19 protein-coding genes and 2 tRNA genes are annotated in these 22,618 nt (G+C 61.8%); 11 read left to right on the top strand and 10 right to left on the bottom strand.

The window, feature by feature from the left end:
- Positions 1-24: 24 nt before the first annotated feature.
- The gene (gene selD / locus R1W01_RS17025; protein WP_317275376.1) at positions 25-2,223 is read left to right on the top strand and encodes a selenide, water dikinase SelD; all 2,199 of its coding nucleotides are present in this window, start codon (positions 25-27) and stop codon (positions 2,221-2,223) included.
- Here selD and mnmH read toward each other — a convergent pair.
- From mnmH to R1W01_RS17010, 3 genes are all read right to left on the bottom strand, one after another.
- Complete coding sequence (gene mnmH, locus R1W01_RS17020) at positions 2,201-3,241, bottom strand: tRNA 2-selenouridine(34) synthase MnmH (protein ID WP_297756681.1); 1,041 nt, start codon at positions 3,239-3,241, stop codon at positions 2,201-2,203. The two genes, selD and mnmH, sit on opposite strands and share 23 nt — an antisense overlap.
- A gap of 66 nt (positions 3,242-3,307) precedes the next feature.
- Positions 3,308-4,636, bottom strand: a complete 1,329-nt coding sequence (locus tag R1W01_RS17015; protein WP_297756682.1) for an aspartate aminotransferase family protein — start codon at positions 4,634-4,636, stop codon at positions 3,308-3,310.
- Positions 4,633-4,773 (bottom strand): hypothetical protein, encoded by a 141-nt coding sequence (locus tag R1W01_RS17010; protein WP_297756683.1) that lies wholly within the window; start codon positions 4,771-4,773, stop codon positions 4,633-4,635. Before R1W01_RS17010 ends, R1W01_RS17015 begins: the two co-directional genes overlap by 4 nt.
- Before the next feature lie 94 nt (positions 4,774-4,867).
- On the opposite strand from R1W01_RS17010, the gene R1W01_RS17005 reads away from it, so the two are divergent.
- From R1W01_RS17005 to cydX, 9 genes are all read left to right on the top strand, one after another.
- On the top strand, positions 4,868-5,737 hold the full coding sequence (locus R1W01_RS17005; protein WP_297756684.1) for a MurR/RpiR family transcriptional regulator: 870 nt from the start codon (positions 4,868-4,870) through the stop codon (positions 5,735-5,737).
- A gap of 42 nt (positions 5,738-5,779) precedes the next feature.
- A complete protein-coding gene (locus tag R1W01_RS17000; protein ID WP_297756685.1) occupies positions 5,780-6,742 on the top strand; it encodes a TAXI family TRAP transporter solute-binding subunit in 963 nt (320 codons plus the stop codon).
- 85 nt (positions 6,743-6,827) lie between these two features.
- Positions 6,828-9,461, top strand: a complete 2,634-nt coding sequence (locus R1W01_RS16995) for a TRAP transporter permease (protein ID WP_297756686.1) — start codon at positions 6,828-6,830, stop codon at positions 9,459-9,461.
- A 12-nt stretch (positions 9,462-9,473) separates the two neighbouring features.
- Positions 9,474-9,899: a universal stress protein gene (locus R1W01_RS16990; RefSeq protein ID WP_243614381.1), complete on the top strand. Its 426-nt coding sequence runs from the start codon at positions 9,474-9,476 to the stop codon at positions 9,897-9,899.
- Positions 9,900-10,028: 129 nt separating this feature from the next.
- Positions 10,029-11,705 carry a thiol reductant ABC exporter subunit CydD gene (gene cydD, locus R1W01_RS16985; RefSeq protein ID WP_297756687.1) on the top strand — a complete coding sequence of 559 codons (1,677 nt, stop codon included), beginning with the start codon at positions 10,029-10,031 and terminating at the stop codon, positions 11,703-11,705.
- Positions 11,702-13,345: an amino acid ABC transporter ATP-binding/permease protein gene (locus R1W01_RS16980; RefSeq protein ID WP_297756688.1), complete on the top strand. Its 1,644-nt coding sequence runs from the start codon at positions 11,702-11,704 to the stop codon at positions 13,343-13,345. The genes cydD and R1W01_RS16980 overlap by 4 nt, the downstream gene beginning before the upstream one ends.
- A 132-nt stretch (positions 13,346-13,477) precedes the next feature.
- Complete coding sequence (locus R1W01_RS16975) at positions 13,478-15,076, top strand: cytochrome ubiquinol oxidase subunit I (protein WP_297756689.1); 1,599 nt, start codon at positions 13,478-13,480, stop codon at positions 15,074-15,076.
- A 5-nt stretch (positions 15,077-15,081) separates the two neighbouring features.
- Positions 15,082-16,245: a cytochrome d ubiquinol oxidase subunit II gene (gene cydB / locus R1W01_RS16970; RefSeq protein WP_297756690.1), complete on the top strand. Its 1,164-nt coding sequence runs from the start codon at positions 15,082-15,084 to the stop codon at positions 16,243-16,245.
- Between the two features lie 15 nt (positions 16,246-16,260).
- Entirely contained in the window at positions 16,261-16,380 is a 120-nt protein-coding gene (gene cydX, locus R1W01_RS16965; RefSeq protein WP_243614386.1) for a cytochrome bd-I oxidase subunit CydX, read from the top strand.
- A gap of 147 nt (positions 16,381-16,527) precedes the next feature.
- Here cydX and R1W01_RS16960 read toward each other — a convergent pair.
- From R1W01_RS16960 to R1W01_RS16930, 7 genes are all read right to left on the bottom strand, one after another.
- Positions 16,528-16,602: transfer RNA gene (locus R1W01_RS16960), tRNA-Glu, on the bottom strand.
- Between the two features lie 52 nt (positions 16,603-16,654).
- Positions 16,655-16,729 (bottom strand) — tRNA-Glu (locus R1W01_RS16955).
- Between the two features lie 93 nt (positions 16,730-16,822).
- Positions 16,823-18,565, bottom strand: coding sequence for a single-stranded-DNA-specific exonuclease RecJ (recJ, locus tag R1W01_RS16950; protein WP_297756691.1), 1,743 nt, complete (start codon positions 18,563-18,565; stop codon positions 16,823-16,825).
- Positions 18,562-19,125, bottom strand: a complete 564-nt coding sequence (locus tag R1W01_RS16945; RefSeq protein ID WP_297756692.1) for a cysteine hydrolase family protein — start codon at positions 19,123-19,125, stop codon at positions 18,562-18,564. Before R1W01_RS16945 ends, recJ begins: the two co-directional genes overlap by 4 nt.
- Positions 19,126-19,130: 5 nt before the next feature.
- Positions 19,131-20,093, bottom strand: a complete 963-nt coding sequence (gene glpX, locus R1W01_RS16940; protein WP_243614389.1) for a class II fructose-bisphosphatase — start codon at positions 20,091-20,093, stop codon at positions 19,131-19,133.
- A gap of 182 nt (positions 20,094-20,275) precedes the next feature.
- Positions 20,276-21,562, bottom strand: coding sequence for a homoserine dehydrogenase (locus R1W01_RS16935; RefSeq protein ID WP_243614390.1), 1,287 nt, complete (start codon positions 21,560-21,562; stop codon positions 20,276-20,278).
- Positions 21,563-21,682: 120 nt separating this feature from the next.
- Positions 21,683-21,928, bottom strand: a complete 246-nt coding sequence (locus R1W01_RS16930; RefSeq protein WP_317275375.1) for a hypothetical protein — start codon at positions 21,926-21,928, stop codon at positions 21,683-21,685.
- 97 nt (positions 21,929-22,025) lie between these two features.
- Between R1W01_RS16930 and R1W01_RS16925 the strand changes: the two genes are divergently transcribed.
- Positions 22,026-22,613 carry a TetR/AcrR family transcriptional regulator gene (locus R1W01_RS16925; protein WP_243614392.1) on the top strand — a complete coding sequence of 196 codons (588 nt, stop codon included), beginning with the start codon at positions 22,026-22,028 and terminating at the stop codon, positions 22,611-22,613.
- Positions 22,614-22,618 lie beyond the last annotated feature (5 nt).

Genomic DNA, 22,618 nt, shown 5'->3' with positions numbered 1-22,618 from the left:
GGGGTTCAAACGCCGGGAGACACGATGCATATGCAGGCCCCTTTGCCCCTGACCCGTGATTTCGTGTTGATTGGCGGAGGCCACACCCACGCGCTCGTTGCGCGCATGTGGGGTATGAAACCGCTTCCCGGCACCCGTGTGACGATCATCAACCCCGGCCCGACCGCGCCCTATTCTGGCATGTTGCCGGGCCATATCGCGGGACACTACAGCCGTCAGGAACTCGATATCGATCTGGTGCAGCTTGCCCGCTTTGCCGGGGCTCGCCTGATCCTTGGCGCGGCGACGGCGATCGATCCTGTTAAGAAACTCGTACATGTCGAGGGTCGGGGCGAGATCGCCTATGACGTGGCCTCGATCGATGTTGGCATCCACGCCGAGATGGCGAGCTTGCCGGGTTTTGCAAACCACGCCACAGGGGCCAAGCCGCTCGATCAATACGCGACGCGCTGGCAGGCCTTCCTTGCCCGAGCGGTGGCGGGCGACGTGGCCCCGGAGGTCGCCGTGATCGGAGGCGGCGTCGCAGGAATGGAACTCGCGCTTGCTATGTCGCATGCGCTGCGGCGAGATCTTGGTGAGGCGCGCGTTTCTGTCGTCGAAGCCAGCACCGAAATCGCCGGCAAGAACCGGCCCGCCGCCGCGCTTTTGACCAAAGCCGCCGAAAAGGCGGGTATCGCGCTGCATACCAATGCCGAAGTATCCCGGATTGGGCCGGAGACCGTCACGCTGGCCGATGGTACAGAGATCCCGAGCCGATTTACCGTTGGCGCGGCAGGGGCTTTCGCGCACGACTGGCTCTCCGAAAGCCCTTTGCCCCTGACCTCGGATGGCTTTGTATTGGTCGAGCCGTCCTTGCGTGTGGAAGGTTGCGATGGCCTCTTTGCGACCGGCGATTGCGCCCATATGAGGCACGCGCCACGCCCCAAGGCCGGGGTCTTTGCAGTGCGCGCTGCGCCTGTTCTGCGCGACAACCTCGTGGCGGCGCTTTCGGGTGGGACGTTGAAGCCCTTCAAGCCGCAAAAGGACTATCTCAAACTGATCTCGCTTGGCGGCAAGAAGGCCCTTGCCGAAAAATGGGGGCGTACGATCTCTGTCCCCGGCCTCTGGGGTTGGAAGAATCGCATCGATCAGAAATTCATGGAGCAGTTCCGCAGCCTGCCAAAGATGAAACCACCTGCGCTTCCCGCCCCCGTGACTCTCGGCGTGGCAGAAGAATTGCAGGGAACAGGAAAACCCCTCTGTGCGGGATGTGGCGCGAAGGTTGCGCCGGGCGCTCTGAGCGCTGCCTTGGAACAGGTCACACAAACGAGTCGCACGGATGTGCTTTCCGGCCCCGGCGATGATGCGGCGATCCTGTCGATAGGAGGAAAGCGCCAAGTTCTGACAACAGATCACTTGCGCGCCTTTACCGAGGATACTGGCCTCTTTGCACGTATCGCGGCGCTACACGCGCTGGGCGATATCTGGGCGATGGGCGCCAAGCCGCAGGCCGCGCTCCTCTCTATCACCTTGCCGCGTATGTCCGAGCCGCTACAAAGCCGAACCATGGCCGAGGTCATGCGCGCCGCGCAGGAGGTGCTTGGTCGTGAAGGGGCCGAGATCGTCGGTGGTCACTCGACCATGGGGGCCGAGATGACCCTCGGATTGACCCTGACCGGTCTTTGTAGCCGCGACCCGATCACCAATGCAGGCGCGCGTCCCGGAGATGTTCTTCTTCTGACCCGCCCCCTCGGAAGTGGCGTGCTAATGGCGGCCGAGATGCAGGGCGAAGCGGACGGGAGCGATATCGCCTCACTTCTCAACATCTTGGCTACCCCCCAAGCCGACGCCGCGGCGTGTTTGGCCGAGGCGCACGCAATGACAGACGTAACCGGGTTTGGCCTTGCCGGGCATCTTCTCGCGATGTGCCGCGCCTCTGGGGTGCGCGCCAGCGTGGGTCTTGATGATCTACCGATTTACGAAGGGGCGCTGGACCTTGCGGAAGAGGGGCACCGCTCCTCTATCTATGATGCCAATCTCGCCGCCGCACCGGTGATCAACGCGCATGACGCCCGCGCAGTCTTTCTGCATGATCCTCAAACCGCTGGCGGCCTGCTCGCGGCCCTTGCGCCCGAGGTGGCCGAAAGGGCATTGGCGTCTCTACAGGCCGCAGGTCATTCTGCCGCGATCATCGGGACCATCGACGAAGGCGCGCCCGAAATCATCTGCCGTGAGACGCGATAATGCGCGCTGCCGTCTTGGTAAGCTCGGCCTCCGAAAGGCTCTCAAGTGCGATCGTCTCAGAAGGTTCTTGCCGTGAGATGCGCGCATACCTCGGGTCATAATGCGTCTCGATAAGCTGTTGCGCCAGTGACGCGAAAGCGCCCGCCTTGGCGAGCGCACGCCACGCATCAACCTGCTCATGCCCATGATACCGCACCAGCATCCCGAGCACAGCGTCGAGCTTTTCGTGATCCTCGATCATATCCGGGTAGGCATTCAGCAAATGCGCTGCCCGTGCTGAAACCGGCGCGACAAGAGCGATCGACCGCGCTTCGGTCATCGGCTTCCAAAGGCTCGGCGGCAGGATGAGACGCCCGATCTTTGAGCTTTCCGCCTCGACGTAGACCGGCTTCGATGGATCGAGACCAGCAAGCGTCATGGCAAGATGGCTTTCAAAGGATTTTTGAGACGGCTGTGTTTTCCCCATCGGGCCGAAAAGCGACCCACGATGCTCTGCCATTGCCTCAAGATCAAGAACCTGGCCGCCTTGCTCTGCGATATGGCTCAAGAGACGCGTCTTCGCGGTTCCCGTGCCGCCATCAATCAGGATGACCTCATGCGGGAGCGGATCGTCATAAAGCGCGCGCACGACGAGGCGGCGGTAGCTTTTGTAGCCACCTTCCAACACATCTGCGCGCCAACCGACCTGTTGTAGGATCGAGGTGAAAGACCCCGACCGCTGACCGCCGCGCCAGCAATAGACCAAGGGCCGCCAGCCGCCCGAACGATCCGCGAGCGGCCCCTGTAAATGCGCCGCCGCGTTGCGCGCGACAAGCGCCGCGCCAATCTTGCGGGCAAGGAACCGATCCTCCTGAACATAGATCGTGCCGACTTTTGCGCGTTCCTCGTTGGAAAGCACCGGCAGGCTGATCGCGCCCGGCACGTGATCCTCGGCGAACTCGGCAGGCGAGCGGACGTCGATGATCTCATCGAAGGGCAGGGCGGCAAGGTCGGTGAGGGAGGTGATCTTGACGGGCATGGGGACCGATTTCAGGAGGTGTTGAACATCCGTCCTAGCGCGATTTTCCGCCCGGCGCTAGCGGCCTTACCCCCGAAGCGCGTCCGGCGCGATGGCGGTATTTAAGGCATCCACCATCAGCCCGATATGCGTCTCTTCCATGATGAAGGGCGGGGCGAGGAGGATGTGGTTGCCTCGCTTTCCATCAATCGTTCCCCCCATCGGGTAACAGATCAGCCCCGCCTCGAAACAGCGGGCCTTGATGCCGTCCTGTATCTTCAGGCTCGGGTCGAAGGGGGTCTTGGTGTCGCGATCTTCTACGAGCTCGATTCCGATGAAGAGTCCGCGCCCGCGAATGTCCCCCAAATGAGGATGATCCTCGAAAGCGTCGCCAAGGGCTGTGCGGAGTTTTTCGCCCATCGGGGCCACGCGCTCGGCGATGCCCTGATCAACAAGACGGTTCAACACGGCCAGCCCCGCCGCCGCCGCAGTGGGGTGCCCTAGGTAGGTGTGGCCGTGCTGGAAAAAACCGCTGCCGTCGCGAATGCAATCATAGATTTCGCCGGTGCAAAGCATCGCACCAATCGCCTGATATCCCGCACCAAGCCCCTTCGCGATGGCGCAGATATCGGGCGCAACGTCGTCCTGTTCACAGGCAAAGAGCGTCCCAGTGCGCCCCATCCCGCACATCACCTCGTCAAGGATCAGAAGGATGCCATAGCGGTCGCAAATCTCACGGATACGTTTGAAATACCCCGGGGCAGGAGGCACTGCGCCCGCCGTCGCACCGACCACCGGCTCGGCGACGAAGGCGAGAACATTTTCCGCGCCTAGTTCCTCGAGCTTTGCTTCAAGTTCGTTGGCGACCCGTAGCCCATAGGCCTCGAGGCTCTCGCCCGGCTCTTGTCCGCGATAGGCAAAGCAGGGGGCGATGTGATGTGTTTCCATGAGGAGGGGCGCAAAGGGTTCGCGCCGCCATGCATTGCCACCGGTCGCAAGCGCGCCGAGCGTGTTGCCGTGATAGCTTTGTCGCCGCGCGATGATATGACGGCGGTTCGGTTCGCCCTTCTCGAGCATGTATTGCCGGGCGAGTTTAAGGGCGCTTTCCATCGCCTCCGATCCGCCAGAGACGAGATACACCCGTTCTAGCCCCTCCGGCGCATTCTCGATGAGCTTATCCGCAAGTGCCTCTGCCGGAGCCGAGGTAAAGAAACTTGTATGGGCAAATGCCACTTGGTCGACCTGTCCCTTGATGGCGGCGATCACCTCAGCGTCGGAATGTCCAAGGCAAGAGACCGCCGCGCCGCCGGACCCGTCGAAATAGGCTTTGCCGGTCGTGTCGTAGAGAAATGGACCCTCACCATGCGAAACGACGGGCGGATGTTTGTGGCAGTGACGGGGAAAAATGTGGCTCATGTCTCAAAAACCTTGTTGAGCTTGGGGGGCGGAGCAGGATTTTCGTAACAAGCAATGCCGAGGAAAATTTGGGCAACCCGTTGAAAAAACAGGTTTCTTTCTTCAGGGTAGGTGAGGCGATCTGCGGCTGCCAGCATGGCGCGCGAACTCCGTTTGCTCACGTGAAACAAATGTTTCTGTTGTTGACTTGAAATAATACGGATGGAAAATGCGAGTCAATAGGAGGGATTCGTGAACCTGTCTGCTCGGATCGAAGACCGAATTGCTGATTCATACGCCGACCTCAGCGCCAAGCTGAAGGATGCGGCAGACTATGTCGTGGCCAACCAGATGGATGTGGCGGCACGGTCTCTGCGCTCGGTCTCGGCGGCAAGCGGTGTTTCCCCTGCAACTCTCTCGCGCCTTGCGCGGACCCTTGGGTTCGACACCTACGAGGACATGCGCGAGCTGTGTCGCGGAGCGATGGGCGGACGCGCGATGTCTTTCTCGGAGCGTGCGGAACGCCTCAAGCTCGACAAGGATGAGGGCGCCACCTTCCTTCAGCGTCAGTCCGGAGCCTGCATCTGGAACATCACTGATCTGGCAGAATCCGTAGACCGCGCGCGCCTCGAGGCTGCTGTCGATGCTCTTGCCGAGGCGCGCAACGTGGTGCTTTTTGGCGCGCTGAGTTCGACGGGAATCGCGGAATACATGGCTTATCTCGCCAACTATTTCTGCACCAACTGGACGCTGGCCGGACGTATGGGGGCTTCGCTTGGGGCCTCGCTTTCGTCACTGGACGAAAACGATGTGCTTCTTGTTGTGACCAAGACACCCTATGCCTCTCGCGCGATTTTTGCTGCTGAAATGGCCCGTGCGGCGGGGGCGCAAACCATCGTATTGACCGACAGCCATACCTGTCCGGCTTTACAACATGCGTCTTTCTCGTTCATCGTACCCTCAGAGAGCCCGCAGTTCTTCTCCTCCTACGCGGCGACCTTGGTCCTGATGGAGACGATGATCGCCATGCTTGTGGCGCGGTCAGGGGAAAGCGCCAGCCAGAGAATACGGGATGTAGAAGCCCGGAACCGTCGCCTCGGGGAATTCGGGGCGCTCGAATAAACGATTTCGCAATCAACAAAGTCATCAACAAGGGAGCTTAAGATGATTTCCAAACTGAAACTGGCAGGTGCGGCACTGGTCGCATCCATGACCTTCTCCACGGCGGCCACCGCTCAGGAGTTCATTTCGATCGGGACCGGCGGTGTGACCGGCGTGTACTACCCGACCGGTGGTGCAATCTGTCGCCTCGTGAACAAGTCGCGCAAAGAGCACGGCATTCGCTGCGCCGTAGAATCGACGGGCGGCTCGGTCTACAACATCAACACCATTAAGGCCGGAGAGCTCGAGTTCGGTGTGGCCCAGTCCGACTGGCAGTACCACGCCTATAACGGCACCTCGAAGTTCGCCGACAACCCGTTCCCGGATATCCGCGCGGTGTTCTCCGTGCACCCGGAACCCTTCACGCTTCTGGTGCGCTCCGATAGCGGCATCGAGAGCTTCGAAGGCCTGAAGGGCAAGCGCGTCAATGTCGGCAATCCCGGGTCCGGCCAGCGCGCAACCATGGAAGTCGTGATGGACGCTTTCGGCATCGCGATGGACGACTTCGCTCTCGCGACCGAGTATAAAGGCTCGGAAATGGCCAAGCAGCTTTGCGATGGCAACATCGACGCGATGATCTACACCATCGGTCACCCGGCCGCTGCCATCAAAGAAGCCACCACAACCTGTGACGTGACCCTCGTTGACGTGGCCGGTGCACCGATCGAAAAGCTGGTCGCCGACAACCCCTACTACCGTGTCGCAACGATCCCGGGCGGTATGTATGCTGGCAATGATCAGGACACCACGACCTTCGGTGTCGGCGCGACCTTTGTGACCTCGGCCAAAATCTCGGATGATGTGGTCTATGTCGTAGCGAAATCCGTGATGGAAAACATCGACGATTTCCGCAACCTGCACCCGGCGTTCAAGCATCTTGACCCGAACCAGATGGTCAATGACGGCCTGTCTGCACCGCTGCATCCGGGCGCCGAGAAGGCCTACAAGGAGCTTGGTCTCAAGTAAGCTTCTCCTCGGAGACGTATGACAAACGAATGCGCCCCCGCAAAGAAGGGGCGCATTCACGTATCAGTTCAACGGGGACAGACACATGGCACAAGATCATCAGAACGATGGCACCTCTGCCGCAGACGCCATGGTGGCAGAAGCCGATACCGGCGCACGTAATCCAATCGGCATTCAGGGGCGGGCGATCATCGCCATCTGCATCCTGTGGTCGCTGTTTCAGCTTTACATCGCCTCCAAGGTGCCGGGTGTCGTGGCCCAGCTGACGGGGCTTTCCGATTTCGCCAATGTCGTTGCGCAGGCGCGCTATATCCACCTCGCTTTTGCCATAACGCTGGCGACGCTGGCCTTTCCCCTATTCAAATCCTCGCCGCGTGATCGCATCCCCGCCTATGACTGGGGTCTTCTCATCCTCGGGGTGAGCGCCTGTCTCTACCTCGTTGTTTTCCGCTACCAAATCGCGGATCGCCCCGGCCTCTGGACGAACACTGACGTCATCATGTCCGCGATCGGCATGATCGTCCTTCTCATCAGCGTCTATCGCTCGCTTGGCCTGCCGCTTGTCATCATTGCCTCGGCCTTTGTGATGTTTGCCTTCTTCGGTGGCTATTCTGAATGGGCCCGCAATATCACCAACTATGGCGGCGCGTCGCTGACGAAGGCACTCGGCCACTACTGGATGCAGACCGAAGGGGTCTTCGGCGTCGCGCTCGGCGTTTCGACAACGATGATCTTTCTCTTCGTCCTCTTTGGTGCACTTCTCGATCGCGCGGGCGGCGGCAACTGGTTCATCAAAGTCGCCATTGCGCTCCTCGGCGCACTGCGTGGCGGGCCGGCCAAGGCCTCGGTCCTATCCTCGATGATGACCGGCATGATCTCCGGCTCGTCCATTGCCAACACTGTGACCACTGGCACCTTCACCATCCCGCTGATGAAACGGATCGGCTTCCCGGCAGAGAAGGCGGGCGCGGTCGAGGTTGCCTCGTCGACCAATGGTCAGCTCACCCCGCCCGTCATGGGCGCGGCGGCCTTCCTCATGGTCGAGTATGTCAACATTCCCTATATCGATGTGGTCAAGCACGCCTTCCTTCCGGCGGTGATCTCCTACATCGCGCTTCTGTATATTGTGCACCTCGAGAGCCTGAAGATGGGCCTCGAAGGCCTCAAGAAGGACGGTCGCAAGATCGGCGTGTTGATGATCCTGATCCTGTTCCTGACAGGGTTTATCTTCCTTGGTGCCGCCACCTATCTGATGGTGTTGGTGCGGATGCTTCTCGGCCCGTTCATGGCGGAAACCGTCTATGCCGCTCTGATCCTGGTGGCGGTGCTCTACGTCTTCCTCGTTGCGGTGGCGGCGCGTTACCCGGATATCGAGGTGGACGATCCGAACGCGCCCGTGCCACAGGCACCGCGCCTGACGCCGACGCTCATCGGTGGGGCATATTACGCGCTGCCAATCTTCATCCTGGTCTGGAACCTCATGGTGCGCACGGAGGAGCTTGAACGCTTGTCTCCCGCGCTTTCGGCCTTCTGGGCGACCGTGTTTATGGTCATCATTGCCCTGACGCACCGCCCGCTGAAAGCCTTCTTCCGCAGTGGCGATATCGGCGGCGAAGCCCGCGCTGGCTGGCAAGACTTTGTGCAGGGCCTCATCATGGGCGCGCGCAACATGATCGGCATCGGCGTCGCAACAGGTGCGGCCGGTATCATCGTCGGCACCATCTCTCTCACCGGCGCGCATCAAGTCATTGGCCAAGTGATCGAGGTGATCTCGGGGGGGAACCTGATGATCCTCTTGATCCTCGTCGCGGTCCTGTCGCTGATCCTCGGGATGGGCTTGCCGACCACGGCAAACTATATCGTGGTCTCTTCCCTGATGGCCCCGGTGATTGTCACTGTTGGCGCACAGGCTGGCCTCGTCGTGCCGCTTATCGCGGTGCATATGTTCGTGTTCTACTTTGGCATCCTAGCGGATGATACGCCCCCTGTGGGTCTCGCCGCCTATGCGGCGGCGGCGATTTCGCGCGGGGACCCGATCAAGACCGGTGTGCAGGGCTTTGCCTATGACATCCGCACCGCGCTCCTGCCGTTCCTGTTCATCTTCAACACCGATCTTCTCTTGATCGACGTGGGGCCGCTCAAGGCCGTTGTGGTGTTCTTCGTGGCGCTTCTGGCGATGTTGCTCTTCGCCGCGGCGACTCAGGGCTATTTCATTGCCAAGTCGCGCCGCTGGGAAAGCGCCGTGCTCTTGGTCATCGCCTTTACCCTGTTCCGACCGGGCTATTTCCTCGACCAAGTGTCAGAGAAATACATGAGCGCCTCCGGTCCCGCCGCCTTCGAGCTCATCGAGGCGCAAGAGACCGGTAAGGATATCCGCCTCCTGATCGAAGGTCCGGATTTCGACACGGCGAAGGTCCGCCCGACCACCGTCGTCATCCCGGCGTTGTCTGGCGATGCGAGCGGTGCGCTCTCTGCCGAGGGTCTCACGGCCTTTGCCGAGGGCGAGGCGCTTCTTCTGGAAGAGCCGTTCCCCGGCACACCGCATTTCGAGACGCTTGGCACAGAGTATGATTTCTATGGCGACAGCCCAGTGATCATCGCCGAGGTGCAGGTCGAGAATGATCGCTTGCCCAAGGAAATCTTCTTCATCCCGGCCTTGCTGCTCTTGGCCGGTATAGTCTTGATCCAGCGTCGCCGTGCGACCCAGCCGGCCTTTTGAGGAGTGAACGAGATGTTTGACACCATTCTCCTGACCGTCGACCTGAACGACCTCAAGGGCTCGGAACGCCCGGCGCAGGCGGCATTGCGCATGGCCAAGACCGAGGGCGCCACGTTGCACGTTGTCAACGTCGTGCCTGACTTCGGCATGTCTATCGTCGGGAGTTACTTTGACAAATCGCACAACAAGACAATCCTCTCCGACGCGAAAAAGGCGCTCGAGGCATGGGCCGGTGACACGTTCAAGGACATCGGCCCGGTGACGCTACACGTGGATCAGGGCACGATCTATGATCGTGTCTTGAAGGTCGCGCGCGAAGTGGATGCCAAGGCGATCGTGGTCGGTGCTCATAAGTCCCAGCTTCAGGATTATCTGATCGGCCCCAATGCCTCGCGCATTGCACGCCATGCGACCCAATCGGTCTTCGTGGTGCGATAAGAGGTGACGCTCTTCGGTTGACCATGCGGTGCAGGGCGCTTTTGTCGCGGCTGGCCGCTGGTCAAACTGGGAAAAAATCCAGTAAAGCTTGCGGGACCCGAGACGCGAACAAAACCAACGCTAGATCCCATGAGCCGCAACTCGTCTGCAAAATCCGCCGCATTGGCTAGGATTGATCGCGCCGCGCGCCCGGCGCTCAAACGCGCTTCTTACGCGCTGACGTTGGCGGGAGTGCTCTGGCCGGTTCAGGCAGGTGCCGCCGCACTTTCCATTCAAGCGTGGGCCCAAGGCAACCCCGAGGGACTTCTTTGGGCAGCACTGCTTTTTGTCGCGATCGGTGCCCTGCGCGCGCTCCTTGATCATTGGGCCGGTGGAGTTCTATTTCGCATGGCGGACGGCCTCATCTCGGATGAGCGTCACGAATTGCTCGCCCGCGAGGCCGGGCGCGCCGAGCAAGCGGCGAGTTCGGCGGCCTTGGCCGCGCTGGCGGCGCAGAAACTCCCGCTTCTAACGCCATATCTGACGCGCTACCGCCCGGCGATGACCCGCGTTAAGGTGGTGCCGGTCGTCCTGCTTGCGCTGACTTTCTACATAAGCTGGGCGGCAGGGCTGGTTCTGCTGGTGGCCGGGCCGCTGATCCCGGTCTTCATGGCCCTGATCGGCATGGCGGCGAAGCAGGCGAGCGAACGCCAGATGGTCGAGATCGGCGCTTTGAACGACCTTCTGATTGACCGCCTCTCGGCGCTCGCCGATATCCGTCTTCTCGATGCGACGAAACAGGCCGAGGATGATTTCGAGGCCCGCGCCGAAGGCCTGCGCCATCGCACCATGGCGGTGCTGCGCGTGGCGTTCCTCTCCTCCACCGTGCTCGAGCTTTTCTCTGCGCTTGGGGTGGCGATGGTCGCCGTCTATGTCGGCTTTTCGCTTCTCGGCGAGATGCAGTTCGGCACGTGGGGCGGTGAATTGACGCTCTATCACGGCATCTTCATCCTCTTGCTTGCGCCCGAATATTTCCAACCCCTGCGCGATCTTGCCGCCGCTTGGCATGACCGCGCCGCCGCGCTGGCCGTGGCCGAGGAGATGGACGCGCTCGAAGCCATCGAAAGCGACACCGTCCCGGGGCAGGGGGGCAAAGCTGCGCCGCTGGCAGGTATCGCCACGCTGTCGACCCGCGGCGCAGTGGTCTTACGTGGCGGGCAGCCCGTCGCGCTTCCCGAAATTGATCTCGTACCGGGCGAGACCGTGGCTCTCTGCGGCCCAAGCGGTGCTGGCAAGACAAGCTGTCTTCTGGCGCTGGCCGGTCTTGCACCGCTCGCGGAGGGGCGGATTGTTGTTGCGGGTACCGATCTTGACGAGGCCACTGCCGACGCATGGCGCACGCGCCTGACACTCATCCCGCAAGCCGTCCACATGCCCGACATGACCTTGCGCGCCTTCCTCGATCCGGACGCGACTGGGGGTGGCCTCGACACAGCCCTCAAAGCGGCCCATGCGGACGGCATCGTTGCTGCGCTGCCTGACGGGCTCGAAACCCGGCTTGGTGAAACCGGCGCAGGCGTCTCAGGCGGGGAGGCGCGGCGCTTCCTCGTGGCCCGTGCGATCCTGCGTGGGGCCGATGTGGTCCTTGCCGACGAACCAACCGCTGACCTCGACTCCGACACAGCCGCGACCTTGATCACCAGCCTCAAAGACCTCGCACAGGCGGGCGCAACCGTGCTTGTGGCCTCTCATGATCCCCAAGTCCTTGCGGCGATGGATCGACATATCGATATGGCGCCTGCGCAAAAAGGGGAGAGCAGCGCATGAAACTCCTCTGGACCGCCTTTCGTTTGATCTGGTCCGCCGCGCCCGGTGCGATGTGGCGCGGGGCGTTGATGTTTGTCGCCGTGCTGCTCATGGGCGCCGCGCTTCTCGGCCTTTCGGGGTGGTTTATCACCGCAACGGGTCTCGCTGGCATCGCCGGGATCGGTATCGCCTTTGATGTCTTCCGCCCCAGCGCCGGTGTGCGCCTTCTCGCCCTTGGACGGGCCGGCACACGCTATGGCGAACGCCTCCTGACCCATGATGCGACGCTGCGTGCGCTCTCGGCCCTGCGCACGAGCCTCATGCGCCGCCTGTCGCGCCTGTCTCTGCCCGCGATGCAGCGCCTGCGTGGCCCTCTCGCCCTGACGCGGATCACGGCGGATGTGGATGCGCTTGACGGGATCGTGTTGCGCCTGGGCCTGCCGGTCGCTGCCGCGCTCTTGACGCATGCGCTTGTCTTCCTCGTGCTGCGCTGGCTGACAACGCCGGAAATGGCGCTGACGATTGCGCTTGGCTACCTTCTTGGTGGGGGGCTCGTGATGCTGCGCCTTGTGGGGGTGACCTTTGCCCCCTCCCGCGACGCCGAACGCGCCAATCAGACACTGCGGCAAGACACCATCGGCATGATGCGGGGCCGTGCCGATCTCTTCGTCCAAGGACGCCTGCAAACGCACCTTGCCGCCCTGCGCGAAACCGATGACGCGATGCGCGAAGCCATGACACGCCTCGACCGCGTGGACCGCGAAGCAGGTCTCATCCTGTCGCTTCTCGTCACCGTGATCGCAGGCGCGGCGCTGGCGCTTGGGGGTCATCTCGTGGCGACCGAGGCACTCGATCCCGCCCGCGCGGCGATCGGCTTTTTCGTCGCCCTCGCGCTTGGTGAAACCGTGATGCCCCTGCGCCGCGGTATCGCCGAGATCGGGCGCATCCGCGATGCCGCTGAACGTATCCTCGAACACGAAGAGCAAGGCACCGAAGCGCCCCGCATTGGTGGCGCAGCACATGGGGCGGGGATCGCCGCCAAGGCGCTCTCATTCCGCCGTGAGGGGGCTTCCGCCGACCTGATCCATGACCTCTCCCTGCGTATCGCCCCCGGCGAGACCGTCGCTCTCGTGGGGCCGAGTGGTTCAGGCAAATCGACCCTGCTCGCGCTATTGGCCGGGACCGAGCCGGGCTATCGCGGCGAGATCGAGGTGCTTGGTCAGGACCTGCGCGCTTTTGGCGAACGCGAACTGCGCGCCGTACTCACCATGGTGCCTCAGCGAAGCGCGCTGGTCGGGGGTACCGTGTTTGAAAACCTCGCCCTCGCCAAGCCGGACCTCACCACGCAAGAGGCCGACGCCGTGCTCGAAGCCGTGCAACTTGCCAAGGTTGTCGCCCGTATGGGGGGGCTTGATGGGACGCTTGGCGAAAGCGGGGCAGGGCTTTCCGGAGGCGAAAGTCGCCGCCTCGTCCTTGCCCGCGCCTTGTTGCGCCGCCCGGACGTCCTGCTGCTCGACGAGCCGACAGAGGGCCTTGATACCCAGACCGCGGAGAGGGTTCTTGCAGGCATCCGAGCCTGGTTGCCCGAAGCGGCGATCCTCATGGCCTCGCATCGTCGTGCCGAAATCTCGAGTGTCGACAGGGTGTTCCGCCTTTCTTAACGAAAAACATTTATCTTTGATTTATCTTTTGACCTAGATCAAAGGCATTGGCGCCCGACGAGAGTATGCCAACACTGAAAAGGTGAATTATTCACGCACCTTTGTGTTGCAATCTATTGAGGAGCGCTCGTTATGGAGCTGGATCTCGTCGAGCTGTCGCGGCTGCAATTCGCGATGACAGCGATGTATCACTTCCTCTTCGTGCCGCTGACGCTTGGTCTGTCGATCATCGTCGCGATCATGGAGACGGTCTATGTCATGACCAACCGCCCGATCTGGCGGCAGATGACAAAATTCTGGGCAACCCTGTTCGGCATCAACTTCGTGCTGGGCGTGGCGACCGGGATCACCATGGAATTTCAGTTCGGCATGAACTGGTCCTACTACTCCCACTACGTCGGTGACATTTTCGGTGCGCCGCTCGCGGTTGAGGGCCTGATGGCGTTCTTCCTTGAAGCGACCTTCGTGGGCCTGATGTTCTTCGGCTGGGACAAGCTGAGCAATATTGGCCACCTGATCGTGACGTGGCTCGTCGCCATCGGTTCAAACTTCTCGGCGCTCTGGATCCTGATTGCCAACGGCTGGATGCAGAACCCGGTTGGTGCTGAATTCAATCCGCTCTCGATGCGTATGGAGATGACCTCGTTCTTCGACGTGGTGTTCAACGAAGTGGCACAGGCCAAGTTCGTGCACACCGTCTCGGCAGGTTACGTCACGGCGAGCGTCTTCGTTCTCGGTGTCTCGGCTTGGTATCTGCTCAAAGGTCGTCACCTCGAACTTGCCCGTCGGTCCATCGCCGTGGCTGCGTCTTTCGGCCTGATGGCGGCGATTTCGGTGGTCATCCTTGGGGACGAATCCGGTTACTCCGCAACGCACAGCCAAAAGATGAAGCTCGCGGCGATCGAAGGCATGTGGCACACCGAAGTGGCTCCGGCCTCCTTTACCGTCTTCGGTTTCCCCGACGATCTCGCCCGTGAGACCCACTACGCCGTGCATATTCCTGCGGTGATGGGCCTTATCGGCACCCGGTCGCTCACCAAGGAAATCCCCGGCATTGCAGAGCTCGTTGAGAACGCCGAGGCGCGGATTCGCACCGGTCTTATCTCCTATGACGCCCTGATGAAGATCCAAGCCCTCAAGGGCGCGCCGATCCCGGAAGACCTTCAGGCGCAGTTCGAAGCGCATAGCGCCGATCTTGGTTTTGCCTTCCTGCTCAAACGCTATGTGGACGACCCGCGCGAAGCGACCGAGCATCAGATCGCTCTGGCCTCCAATGACACGGTGCCGACTGTCTGGCCGCTCTTCTGGGCCTTCCGCATTATGGTCGCGCTTGGCTTCGGCTTTATCGGCACGATGCTCTACTTCTTCTACCGGGCTTCGTTCCGCAAGATGGAGTTCCCGCGTCCCGCCCTGCGCCTTGCAGTCATCATGATCCCGGCGCCGTGGATCGCGGCCGAGCTTGGTTGGTTCGTGGCGGAATTCGGGCGTCAGCCTTGGACCGTGGACGGCATCCTGCCCACGGCGCTCTCGGCAAGCCACCTGAGTATCGCGGATCTTCTCATTACGCTCGCGGGCTTTGTCACCTTCTATTCTGTCCTGTTCGTCATCGAGATGAGCCTGATGGTGAAATACATCCGGAAGGGCCCGTATATGGACGTGGACGAAACCGACGCCTGGACAGCCGCGCATACCGCCCGCCTGTCGGCGGATAACGCAACCCCTGCGGAGTAAGAGACATGATCCTGCATGAATTGATCGATATCGAAATCCTTCGCGTGATCTGGTGGGCGCTGCTGGGTGTCCTGCTGATCGGATTTGCCCTGACCGACGGGTTTGACATGGGCGTTGGAGCGCTGCTGCCCTTTGTCGGCAAGACCGACGTGGAACGCCGCATCGCCATCAACACGATTGGTCCGGTCTGGGAAGGGAACCAAGTGTGGTTCATCCTTGGCGGCGGCGCGATCTTCGCCGCTTGGCCGCCGCTCTACGCGGTGAGCTTCTCGGGCTTCTATCTCGCCATGTTCGTCGTCCTCGCGGCGCTGATCCTGCGTCCCGTGGGCTTCAAGTACCGCTCCAAGCGCGATAGGCAATCTTGGCGCAACGGCTGGGACTGGGCGCTCTTCATCGGCGGTGCGGTGCCCGCGCTGATCTTTGGCGTGGCCGTGGGCAACGTCCTGCAAGGCGTGCCCTTCCACCTCACCGACAGCCTGATGCCGATGTATGATGGCACGTTCTACGGCAAGTTCCTTGGCCTCCTGAATCCCTTCGCGCTTCTGGCAGGTGTGGTCTCGCTCTCCATGCTCCTGATGCATGGTGCCGCGTGGCTGAGCCTCAAGGCTGAAGACCCGGTCAAGGGCCGCGCAACGCGCATCGGGACCGTCGCCGGGATCGTCGCCTTCGCGTCTTACGCGTTGGCCGGTGTCTGGCTCGCACTCGGCGTCGATGGATATAGCTTCGTGAACGCAGCGGTGACCGATGGCCCCGCCAACCCTCTCCATAGCGAGGTGTTCAAGGGCGGATCCTGGATGGCGGCCTATGGCGCGCGACCATGGATCATCGTCGCGCCGATTATGGGCTTTGCCGGGATCGCCATGGCCGTCCTTGGCCTGCGCGCCGGGCGCGAGGTTTCGACGCTTCTATGGTCGAAGCTGGGCATCACGGGCATCATCTCCTCGGTGGGCCTGACAATGTTCCCCTTCATCCTGCCCTCGTCGAAAGACCCCAACAGCTCGTTGACCGTCTGGGACAGCTCCTCGTCGCACCAGACCCTCTTCGTGATGCTCGTGATGACGGCGATCTTTATGCCGCTCATCCTCGCCTATACGGCCTGGGTCTACAAAGTGCTCTGGGGCAAGGTCACAGAGGCCGACGTCACCGAAAACTCGCATTCTGTTTACTAAGGAAAGGAACCGAAGATGTGGTATTTTGCCTGGCTCCTGGGCCTTCCGCTCGCCGCGATGTTCGCCGTGTTGAACGCCATGTGGCTCGAGATGCGCGAAGACCAACGCCTGATGAACGATCAAGACAAGGACTGATCCGTCGCTTTGCGTCCCTTGACGGATTTGGACTGGAAAGGAGGCCGGGAGATCGGCCTCCTTTTCTTTTGGAGACACGGCCCCAAGGCGCAACGCAGCAGCCTCAATCCCGAAGCTTACAGCGATAGATCAGATGTTTGGGGGAAGTGGCAGCCCGTAGGGGAATCGAACCCCTCTTTCCAGGTTGAAAACCTGGCGTCCTAACCGATAGACGAACGGGCCACAGGAACGGTTGGTCTTATTCAATCCAACTGTCCGGAGAACATTGCTTCGGTGGCAGCCCGTAGGGGAATCGAACCCCTCTTTCCAGGTTGAAAACCTGGCGTCCTAACCGATAGACGAACGGGCCGTGCCGAAGCGTGAGGCGGTATTTAGGCAATGGGCCTTCTGGGCGCAAGCGGAAATTTGGGACTCGGACGGATTTTTTCCCTGCCCGTGCGGATCATGCAGGCGCCGCGTCTTCAAGCCGGAGTTGCACCGATTGCCGCCCGCCCCAGCTATTGATCTCGATGCGCCCGGCAAGGTGGAACCGCGCCCCGCCATGCGCCATGAGTGCCGGCCCAAGTGCGGTGTCAAACGCACCAAAGGCAATCGCGTCGAGCCGTGTGCCGCTCTCGTCCCCAAAGGTCAGTTTGAGGTGGCTATCGCCGACCCGTTTGGCGAAACGAATCTCCATCGCCGGAAAGACGAAGCGTGGGGCAGGGGCGCCTGCTCCGAAGGGGCCGGCCTTCTCGATATCCTCAACAAGTTCCGGCGTCGCCGCCATCGGCATGAGCATCGCGTCGAGCCGCAAATCCGCCGGACCGGCCGCGCCCGCGCCTTGCTTGTCGAGAAGCTCTGAGAGCCGTGCCATGGCCGGCTCAAGCTGATCACGCATCACTGTGAGGCCCGCCGCCATCTTGTGCCCGCCCCCCTTCACAAGAAGCCCTTCCGCCGCGAGTTTCTGGATCGACGCGCCGAGGTCCACGCCCGAGATCGAACGCCCCGATCCCTTGCCTTCGTCGCCGTCAAAGCCGATCACGATGGCGGGTCGGTTGGTGGCTTCCTTGAGGCGGCTGGCGACGATGCCGACCACACCTGGATGCCAGCCCTCGCCCGCAGCCCAGACAAGCGGTGCCTCGAGACCCCGTTCCTCGGCCTGAGCCAGCGCTGCGGCACGTACGGCGGCCTCGACCTCGCGTCGCTCGGTGTTGAGCGCGTCGAGACGGTCGGCGATCGCACGGGCTTCCTGTTCGTTGTCCGTCGCAAGCAGGCGCGCGCCAAGATCGGCCTTGCCGATCCGTCCGCCTGCGTTGACCCGTGGGCCAAGGAGGAAGCCGAGGTGATAGCTATTGGGTGCCGAATCCATGCGCGACACGTCGCCAAGGGCGACAAGCCCCGGACGATCCCGCCGCGCCATGACCTTGAGGCCCTGCCGCACCAACGCGCGGTTCACGCCGATCAGCGGCGCGACGTCCGCAACCGTGGCAAGCGCCACGAGGTCAAGGAGCCCCATTAGGTCCGGCCCGCGCACATCGGCCTCGCGCAAGCTCCGGTTCGCCTCGACGAGCATCAAGAACACGACTCCCGCCGCACAGAGATGCGCCAGCGCACCATCCTCGTCCTGTCGGTTCGGGTTCACCACTGCACAGGCGGGCGGCAGCGTCTCGCCGCCGAGGTGGTGGTCGAGAACGATCACATCCGCGCCCTCTGCGGCGGCAATCGGCTCGTGGCTAAGGGTGCCGCAGTCCACACAGATGATCAGGTCGTGATCGCGTGCCAAGTTCTGCATCGCGGGCACGTTTGGGCCATACCCCTCGTCGATCCGGTCGGGAATATAGAGCGTCGCCTCGCGTCCCATCGACCGGAGCCACACAATCAAGAGCGCGGCTGACGACCCGCCATCCACGTCATAATCCGCAAAAACGGCAATCCGTTCCCGCGCCTTCACGGCCCGAAGGAACCGTTCCGTTGCCGCCTCCATATCACGCAGGCTGCGCGGATCGGGCAGGAGGTCGGCGAGCTTCGGGTCAAGGAACGCGTCCGCCTCTGCCGCTTCAACCCCACGCCGCGCCAACACCGCGCAGAGCGCCGGGGGCAGGGGGGTCGCTTGCTGCAGCGCTTCTGCTGCGCGGCTGACCTCGACGGAGGGGCCAACCCAGCGCCGCCCGGTTATGGAAGCGGAGACGTCTAGGAAATCGCTCATGCCAGCGCCTCAAGGATCGCATCGGTAGACATTGCACGGCAGAACTCGCCATGCAGCATCGATACCTCCATGATGTGAATATCGTCTGCGCTCATGCGCGGCAGACCCTCGGCCCAGTCATATGCGGCATGGGTCTCGAACGCCGCGCAGGCGTCATGGGCCAGCCATGTCTCAAAGCCAAGATTGGCCGCCATGCGCACCGAGGTCGAAATGCATTGCGGCGTCGAAAGCCCTGCGACCACGACGCCGTCCACGCCCGCAGCGCGCAGGTCCGCTTCGAGCGTCGTTCCGATAAAGGCCGAGTTGGTGTCTTTGGCATAAACAGGCTCACCCTCGCGCGGGGCGACGATGGATTTGATCGCAGTGCCGCCATTGTCTGGATGAAGCGGCGAGGCGGGGCGTTTGGAAAAGTGTTGCACGTGAAAGAGCGGCGCACCAGAGTCGCGAAACGCGGCGAGGAGCCGCGCCGCGTTGTCTTCTGCGTCTGGGTTGTTGCGCGCACCCCAGAGGGGACTGTCCATCCCCTCTTGGATATCAATGAGCAAGAGCGCGCGCGACATGAGGCTTAGGCCGGGGTGCGGTATTGCATCCGGCGCACGGACCCCGTCTTGGAGCGCATGATGAGCGTCTCGGTGGTGAACCAACCCGGCTCGCGTTTGATACCGTTCACCAGCGACCCATTGGTGACGCCGGTTGCGGCAAAGATCACGTCCTGCGTGACCATCTCGTCGCGGCTATAGACACGGTCGAGATCGGTGATGCCCGCCTTGGCCGCGCGGCCTTTCTCGTCGTCATTGCGGAACAAGAGCTTGCCCCAGATCTGGCCGCCCATGCATTTGAGCGCGGACGCGGCGAGAACACCCTCCGGCGCGCCGCCTTCGCCCATGTACATGTCGATCCCGGTGATCTCGGCCTCGGCGCAATGCATCACGCCCGCCACGTCGCCATCGGTGATGAGACGGATCGCGGCACCCGTTTCACGGACTTCGTCGATCATGTCTTGGTGGCGCGGGCGTTCAAGGATGCAGACGGTGATGTCCGACATATCGCAGCCCTTGGCCTTGGCCAGCGCCGCAACACGCTCCTTCGGGCTCATGTCGAGGGACACCACGTCTTTTTCATAACCCGGCCCAATGGCAAGCTTTTCCATATAGACGTCCGGCGCATGCAGCATCGAGCCGCGCGGCCCCATCGCGATCACGGTAAGCGCGTTCGGCATGTCCTTGGCGGTCAGCGTCGTGCCCTCAAGCGGGTCGAGCGCGATATCAACGCCGGGACCATTTCCGGTGCCGACTTCTTCACCGATATAGAGCATCGGCGCTTCGTCGCGTTCGCCTTCACCGATCACGACCACACCCGCGATGTCGAGCAGGTTGAGCTGGTCGCGCATGGCGTTGACGGCGGCCTGGTCGGCGGCTTTCTCGTCGCCGCGGCCCACGAGGCGCGCAGACGCGATGGCGGCTTGTTCCGCGACGCGGGCAAGACCGAGCGAGAGCATACGGTCGTGAAATTCAGCTTGGGAGGTCATGAAAACTGTCCTTGGATTGAGGCTTTAACAATGGGGTTTAGACTCAGTGAACCCCACAGACAAGCATCGAAGCCCACTTGGCGGCGCCCGTGAGCGGTATCATTGTCATGATTTGCGGCGGGGGAGCGGTCCGCTTCCCCGTGTCGGTCAGTTCATGGTTCTCGCGGACGCGAAACGACGCCTTAGACAGATTCGATCCGCAGGGCGACAGGTTCCCCTGCCATCACATCCGTATCCTTCATCGCCTCAATCGCGCTGTCGAGCGCCGCGCGCTGCGTCTTATGCGTCACGATAAGAACCGGGGCGTTCTCGTCATTGTGGCGGGTCTGGCGCATGCGGTCGATGCTGATGCCATGATCTCCGAGAACTGTGGCGATCTTGGCAAGCGCACCGGGGCGATCTTTGAGCGTCAGGCGCAGGTAATACGGTGCAGGCGAGTTGGATTTTGCCGATTTCGCATCCTGAAGGCCGCTCGCGGGCGCACCGAAAGTCGGGACACGAATGCCCCGCGCAATGTCACACACATCGCCCATGACCGCGCTTGCCGTCGGGCCTTCGCCCGCGCCGGGACCGCGCAGTACGATCTGTTCCACGGCATCGCCTTCGACGACAACCATGTTGGTGCCACCCTTCAATTGGCCAAGCGGGCTGTCCGCCGGAACGAGGCAGGGCGACATGCGTTGTTCAAGACCGCGCCCCGTCATCTGCGTCACCCCAAGAAGCTTGATCCGGTAGCCGAGATCTTCTGCCTGTTGGATATCCTCGATTGAAATCCGCTGAATGCCCTCAAGTTCGACGCCACCAAAGTCGACCTTGGTGCCAAAGGCGATCGAGGAGAGAAGCGCGAGCTTGTGGCCCGCATCGATCCCCCCCACATCAAGTTCGGGGTCTGCTTCGAGATAGCCGAGCGCATCGGCTTCGGCAAAGACCTCATCATAGGGAAGGCCCGCATCCTGCATCCGCGTCAGGATATAGTTGCAGGTGCCATTCATCACACCCATCACCCGGGTGATGTCATTCCCGGCAAGCCCCTCAAGCATCGCCTTGATGATCGGGATGCCGCCCGCGACGGCAGCTTCAAACCGGATCACACGGCCCGCGGCCTCGGCGGCAAGCGCAAGATCCTGACCGTGCATTGCAAGCATCGCCTTATTCGCAGTGACAACGTCCTTACCGGCTGCGATGGCGGCTTCGGTCGCGGCCTTCGCCGGTCCGTCCGATCCGCCCATGAGTTCGACAAACACATCTACATCGTCGCGCGTCGCGAGCTTTACGGGATCGTCTTCCCAGTCATAGTTGGAAAGACTCACGCCGCGATCCTTATCGCGGGTGCGGGCGGAGACGGCTGTGATGACCACCGGGCGTCCTGTGCGTTCGGCCAGAAGGTTCGCCTTCTGACGCACGATTTTCACGACACCGATACCAACGGTGCCCAATCCGGCAATGCCGAGACGCAGGGGAGCGGACATCGCATTCTCCTTTGCAAACGCTTTTCTCAGGCCGTGTAGCGCCTTCCTTCGCACGGTGCAACGCGGCTTGTCGCCAAGCATCGCGCAGGACGCGTCTTCACGGGCTCACTTGCCTGTGAATTACTCGATTGGTGTGTTGCTGAGATCCGCCGCGCGTCGCTTCAGTCGGTTCACCCGGCCTTGCAGCGCCGCTTCGCTGGTTTCGTCGAGTCGTGGAGGTTCTTGATCAAGCACGTCTTCGACTGGAACAAGTGTCGGATAAGGCGCATCTGCAAGCGCCGGGTCCGTGGCGCCTTCCACTTCTGGAAATTGCGCGCAACCTGCGGCGAGGATCATCGAAAAAGAGAAAACAAAGGCAGGTCGCATGGCATCGGCTCATTCAGTATGCCTTGTTTCTGCCCGAGAGCGGCTCAAAGGGCAAGCAGGGCTTTCAAATGAACATGTGTTCAGTTAATCTCACGTCATGGCAAGAACCGCTGGATCACATTCCGATATCACTGGCCCGCGCGTGCGAGAGGCGGCCCTTTCGCTCTTTGCGCGCCACGGCTTTGCCGCGGTTTCCATGCGCCAGATCGCCCGCGAGGTCGGGGTTCAGGCCGGGGCGCTCTACAATTACACGCCTGATAAACAAAGTCTGCTCTTCGATCTGATGCGCGGCCACATGGAAGACCTGCTCGACGCGCGTGCCGCCGTGGACGAGGGCGGATCGGCGCTTGCGCGGCTCGAAGCCTTTACTCGCTTTCACATCCGGTTCCACTCCGAACGCCTCGACGAGGTCTTTATCGCCTATATGGAGCTGCGCAATCTCACGCCCGAGAACTTCGCCGAGATCGAATCCCTGCGTCGCCGTTATGAGGACGAGTTGGAAAATATCCTCAACGACGGTGTCGCCTCAGGCGCTTTCGCCATCTCGGATACAAAGATCGCGACTCTGGCGGTGATTGCTATGCTGACTGGGGTCAATACTTGGTTCCGCGAAGGCGGGCGCCTGTCGTTGGTTGAGGTGGAACGAATCTATTGGGATATGGTGCGCAAGGCCGTCGCGGCCTGACGCAC

It is taken from the genome of Shimia sp. FJ5, assembly GCF_032918335.1.
Classification (GTDB): Bacteria; Pseudomonadota; Alphaproteobacteria; order Rhodobacterales; family Rhodobacteraceae; genus Shimia; species Shimia aestuarii_A.
The sequence above is the reverse complement of the archived record's forward strand: the minus strand, read 5'-3'. Positions and strand labels throughout refer to the sequence as shown.

Coding starts and splice junctions, on each gene's coding strand:
- selD (WP_317275376.1), top strand. CDS start 25: ATGCATATGCAGGCCCCTTTGCCCCTGACCCGTGATTTCGTGTTGATT.
- mnmH (WP_297756681.1), bottom strand. CDS start 3,241: ATGCCCGTCAAGATCACCTCCCTCACCGACCTTGCCGCCCTGCCCTTC.
- R1W01_RS17015 (WP_297756682.1), bottom strand. CDS start 4,636: ATGAGCCACATTTTTCCCCGTCACTGCCACAAACATCCGCCCGTCGTT.
- R1W01_RS17010 (WP_297756683.1), bottom strand. CDS start 4,773: ATGCTGGCAGCCGCAGATCGCCTCACCTACCCTGAAGAAAGAAACCTG.
- R1W01_RS17000 (WP_297756685.1), top strand. CDS start 5,780: ATGATTTCCAAACTGAAACTGGCAGGTGCGGCACTGGTCGCATCCATG.
- R1W01_RS16995 (WP_297756686.1), top strand. CDS start 6,828: ATGGCACAAGATCATCAGAACGATGGCACCTCTGCCGCAGACGCCATG.
- R1W01_RS16990 (WP_243614381.1), top strand. CDS start 9,474: ATGTTTGACACCATTCTCCTGACCGTCGACCTGAACGACCTCAAGGGC.
- cydD (WP_297756687.1), top strand. CDS start 10,029: ATGAGCCGCAACTCGTCTGCAAAATCCGCCGCATTGGCTAGGATTGAT.
- R1W01_RS16980 (WP_297756688.1), top strand. CDS start 11,702: ATGAAACTCCTCTGGACCGCCTTTCGTTTGATCTGGTCCGCCGCGCCC.
- R1W01_RS16975 (WP_297756689.1), top strand. CDS start 13,478: ATGGAGCTGGATCTCGTCGAGCTGTCGCGGCTGCAATTCGCGATGACA.
- cydB (WP_297756690.1), top strand. CDS start 15,082: ATGATCCTGCATGAATTGATCGATATCGAAATCCTTCGCGTGATCTGG.
- cydX (WP_243614386.1), top strand. CDS start 16,261: ATGTGGTATTTTGCCTGGCTCCTGGGCCTTCCGCTCGCCGCGATGTTC.
- recJ (WP_297756691.1), bottom strand. CDS start 18,565: ATGAGCGATTTCCTAGACGTCTCCGCTTCCATAACCGGGCGGCGCTGG.
- R1W01_RS16945 (WP_297756692.1), bottom strand. CDS start 19,125: ATGTCGCGCGCGCTCTTGCTCATTGATATCCAAGAGGGGATGGACAGT.
- glpX (WP_243614389.1), bottom strand. CDS start 20,093: ATGACCTCCCAAGCTGAATTTCACGACCGTATGCTCTCGCTCGGTCTT.
- R1W01_RS16935 (WP_243614390.1), bottom strand. CDS start 21,562: ATGTCCGCTCCCCTGCGTCTCGGCATTGCCGGATTGGGCACCGTTGGT.
- R1W01_RS16930 (WP_317275375.1), bottom strand. CDS start 21,928: ATGCGACCTGCCTTTGTTTTCTCTTTTTCGATGATCCTCGCCGCAGGT.
- R1W01_RS16925 (WP_243614392.1), top strand. CDS start 22,026: ATGGCAAGAACCGCTGGATCACATTCCGATATCACTGGCCCGCGCGTG.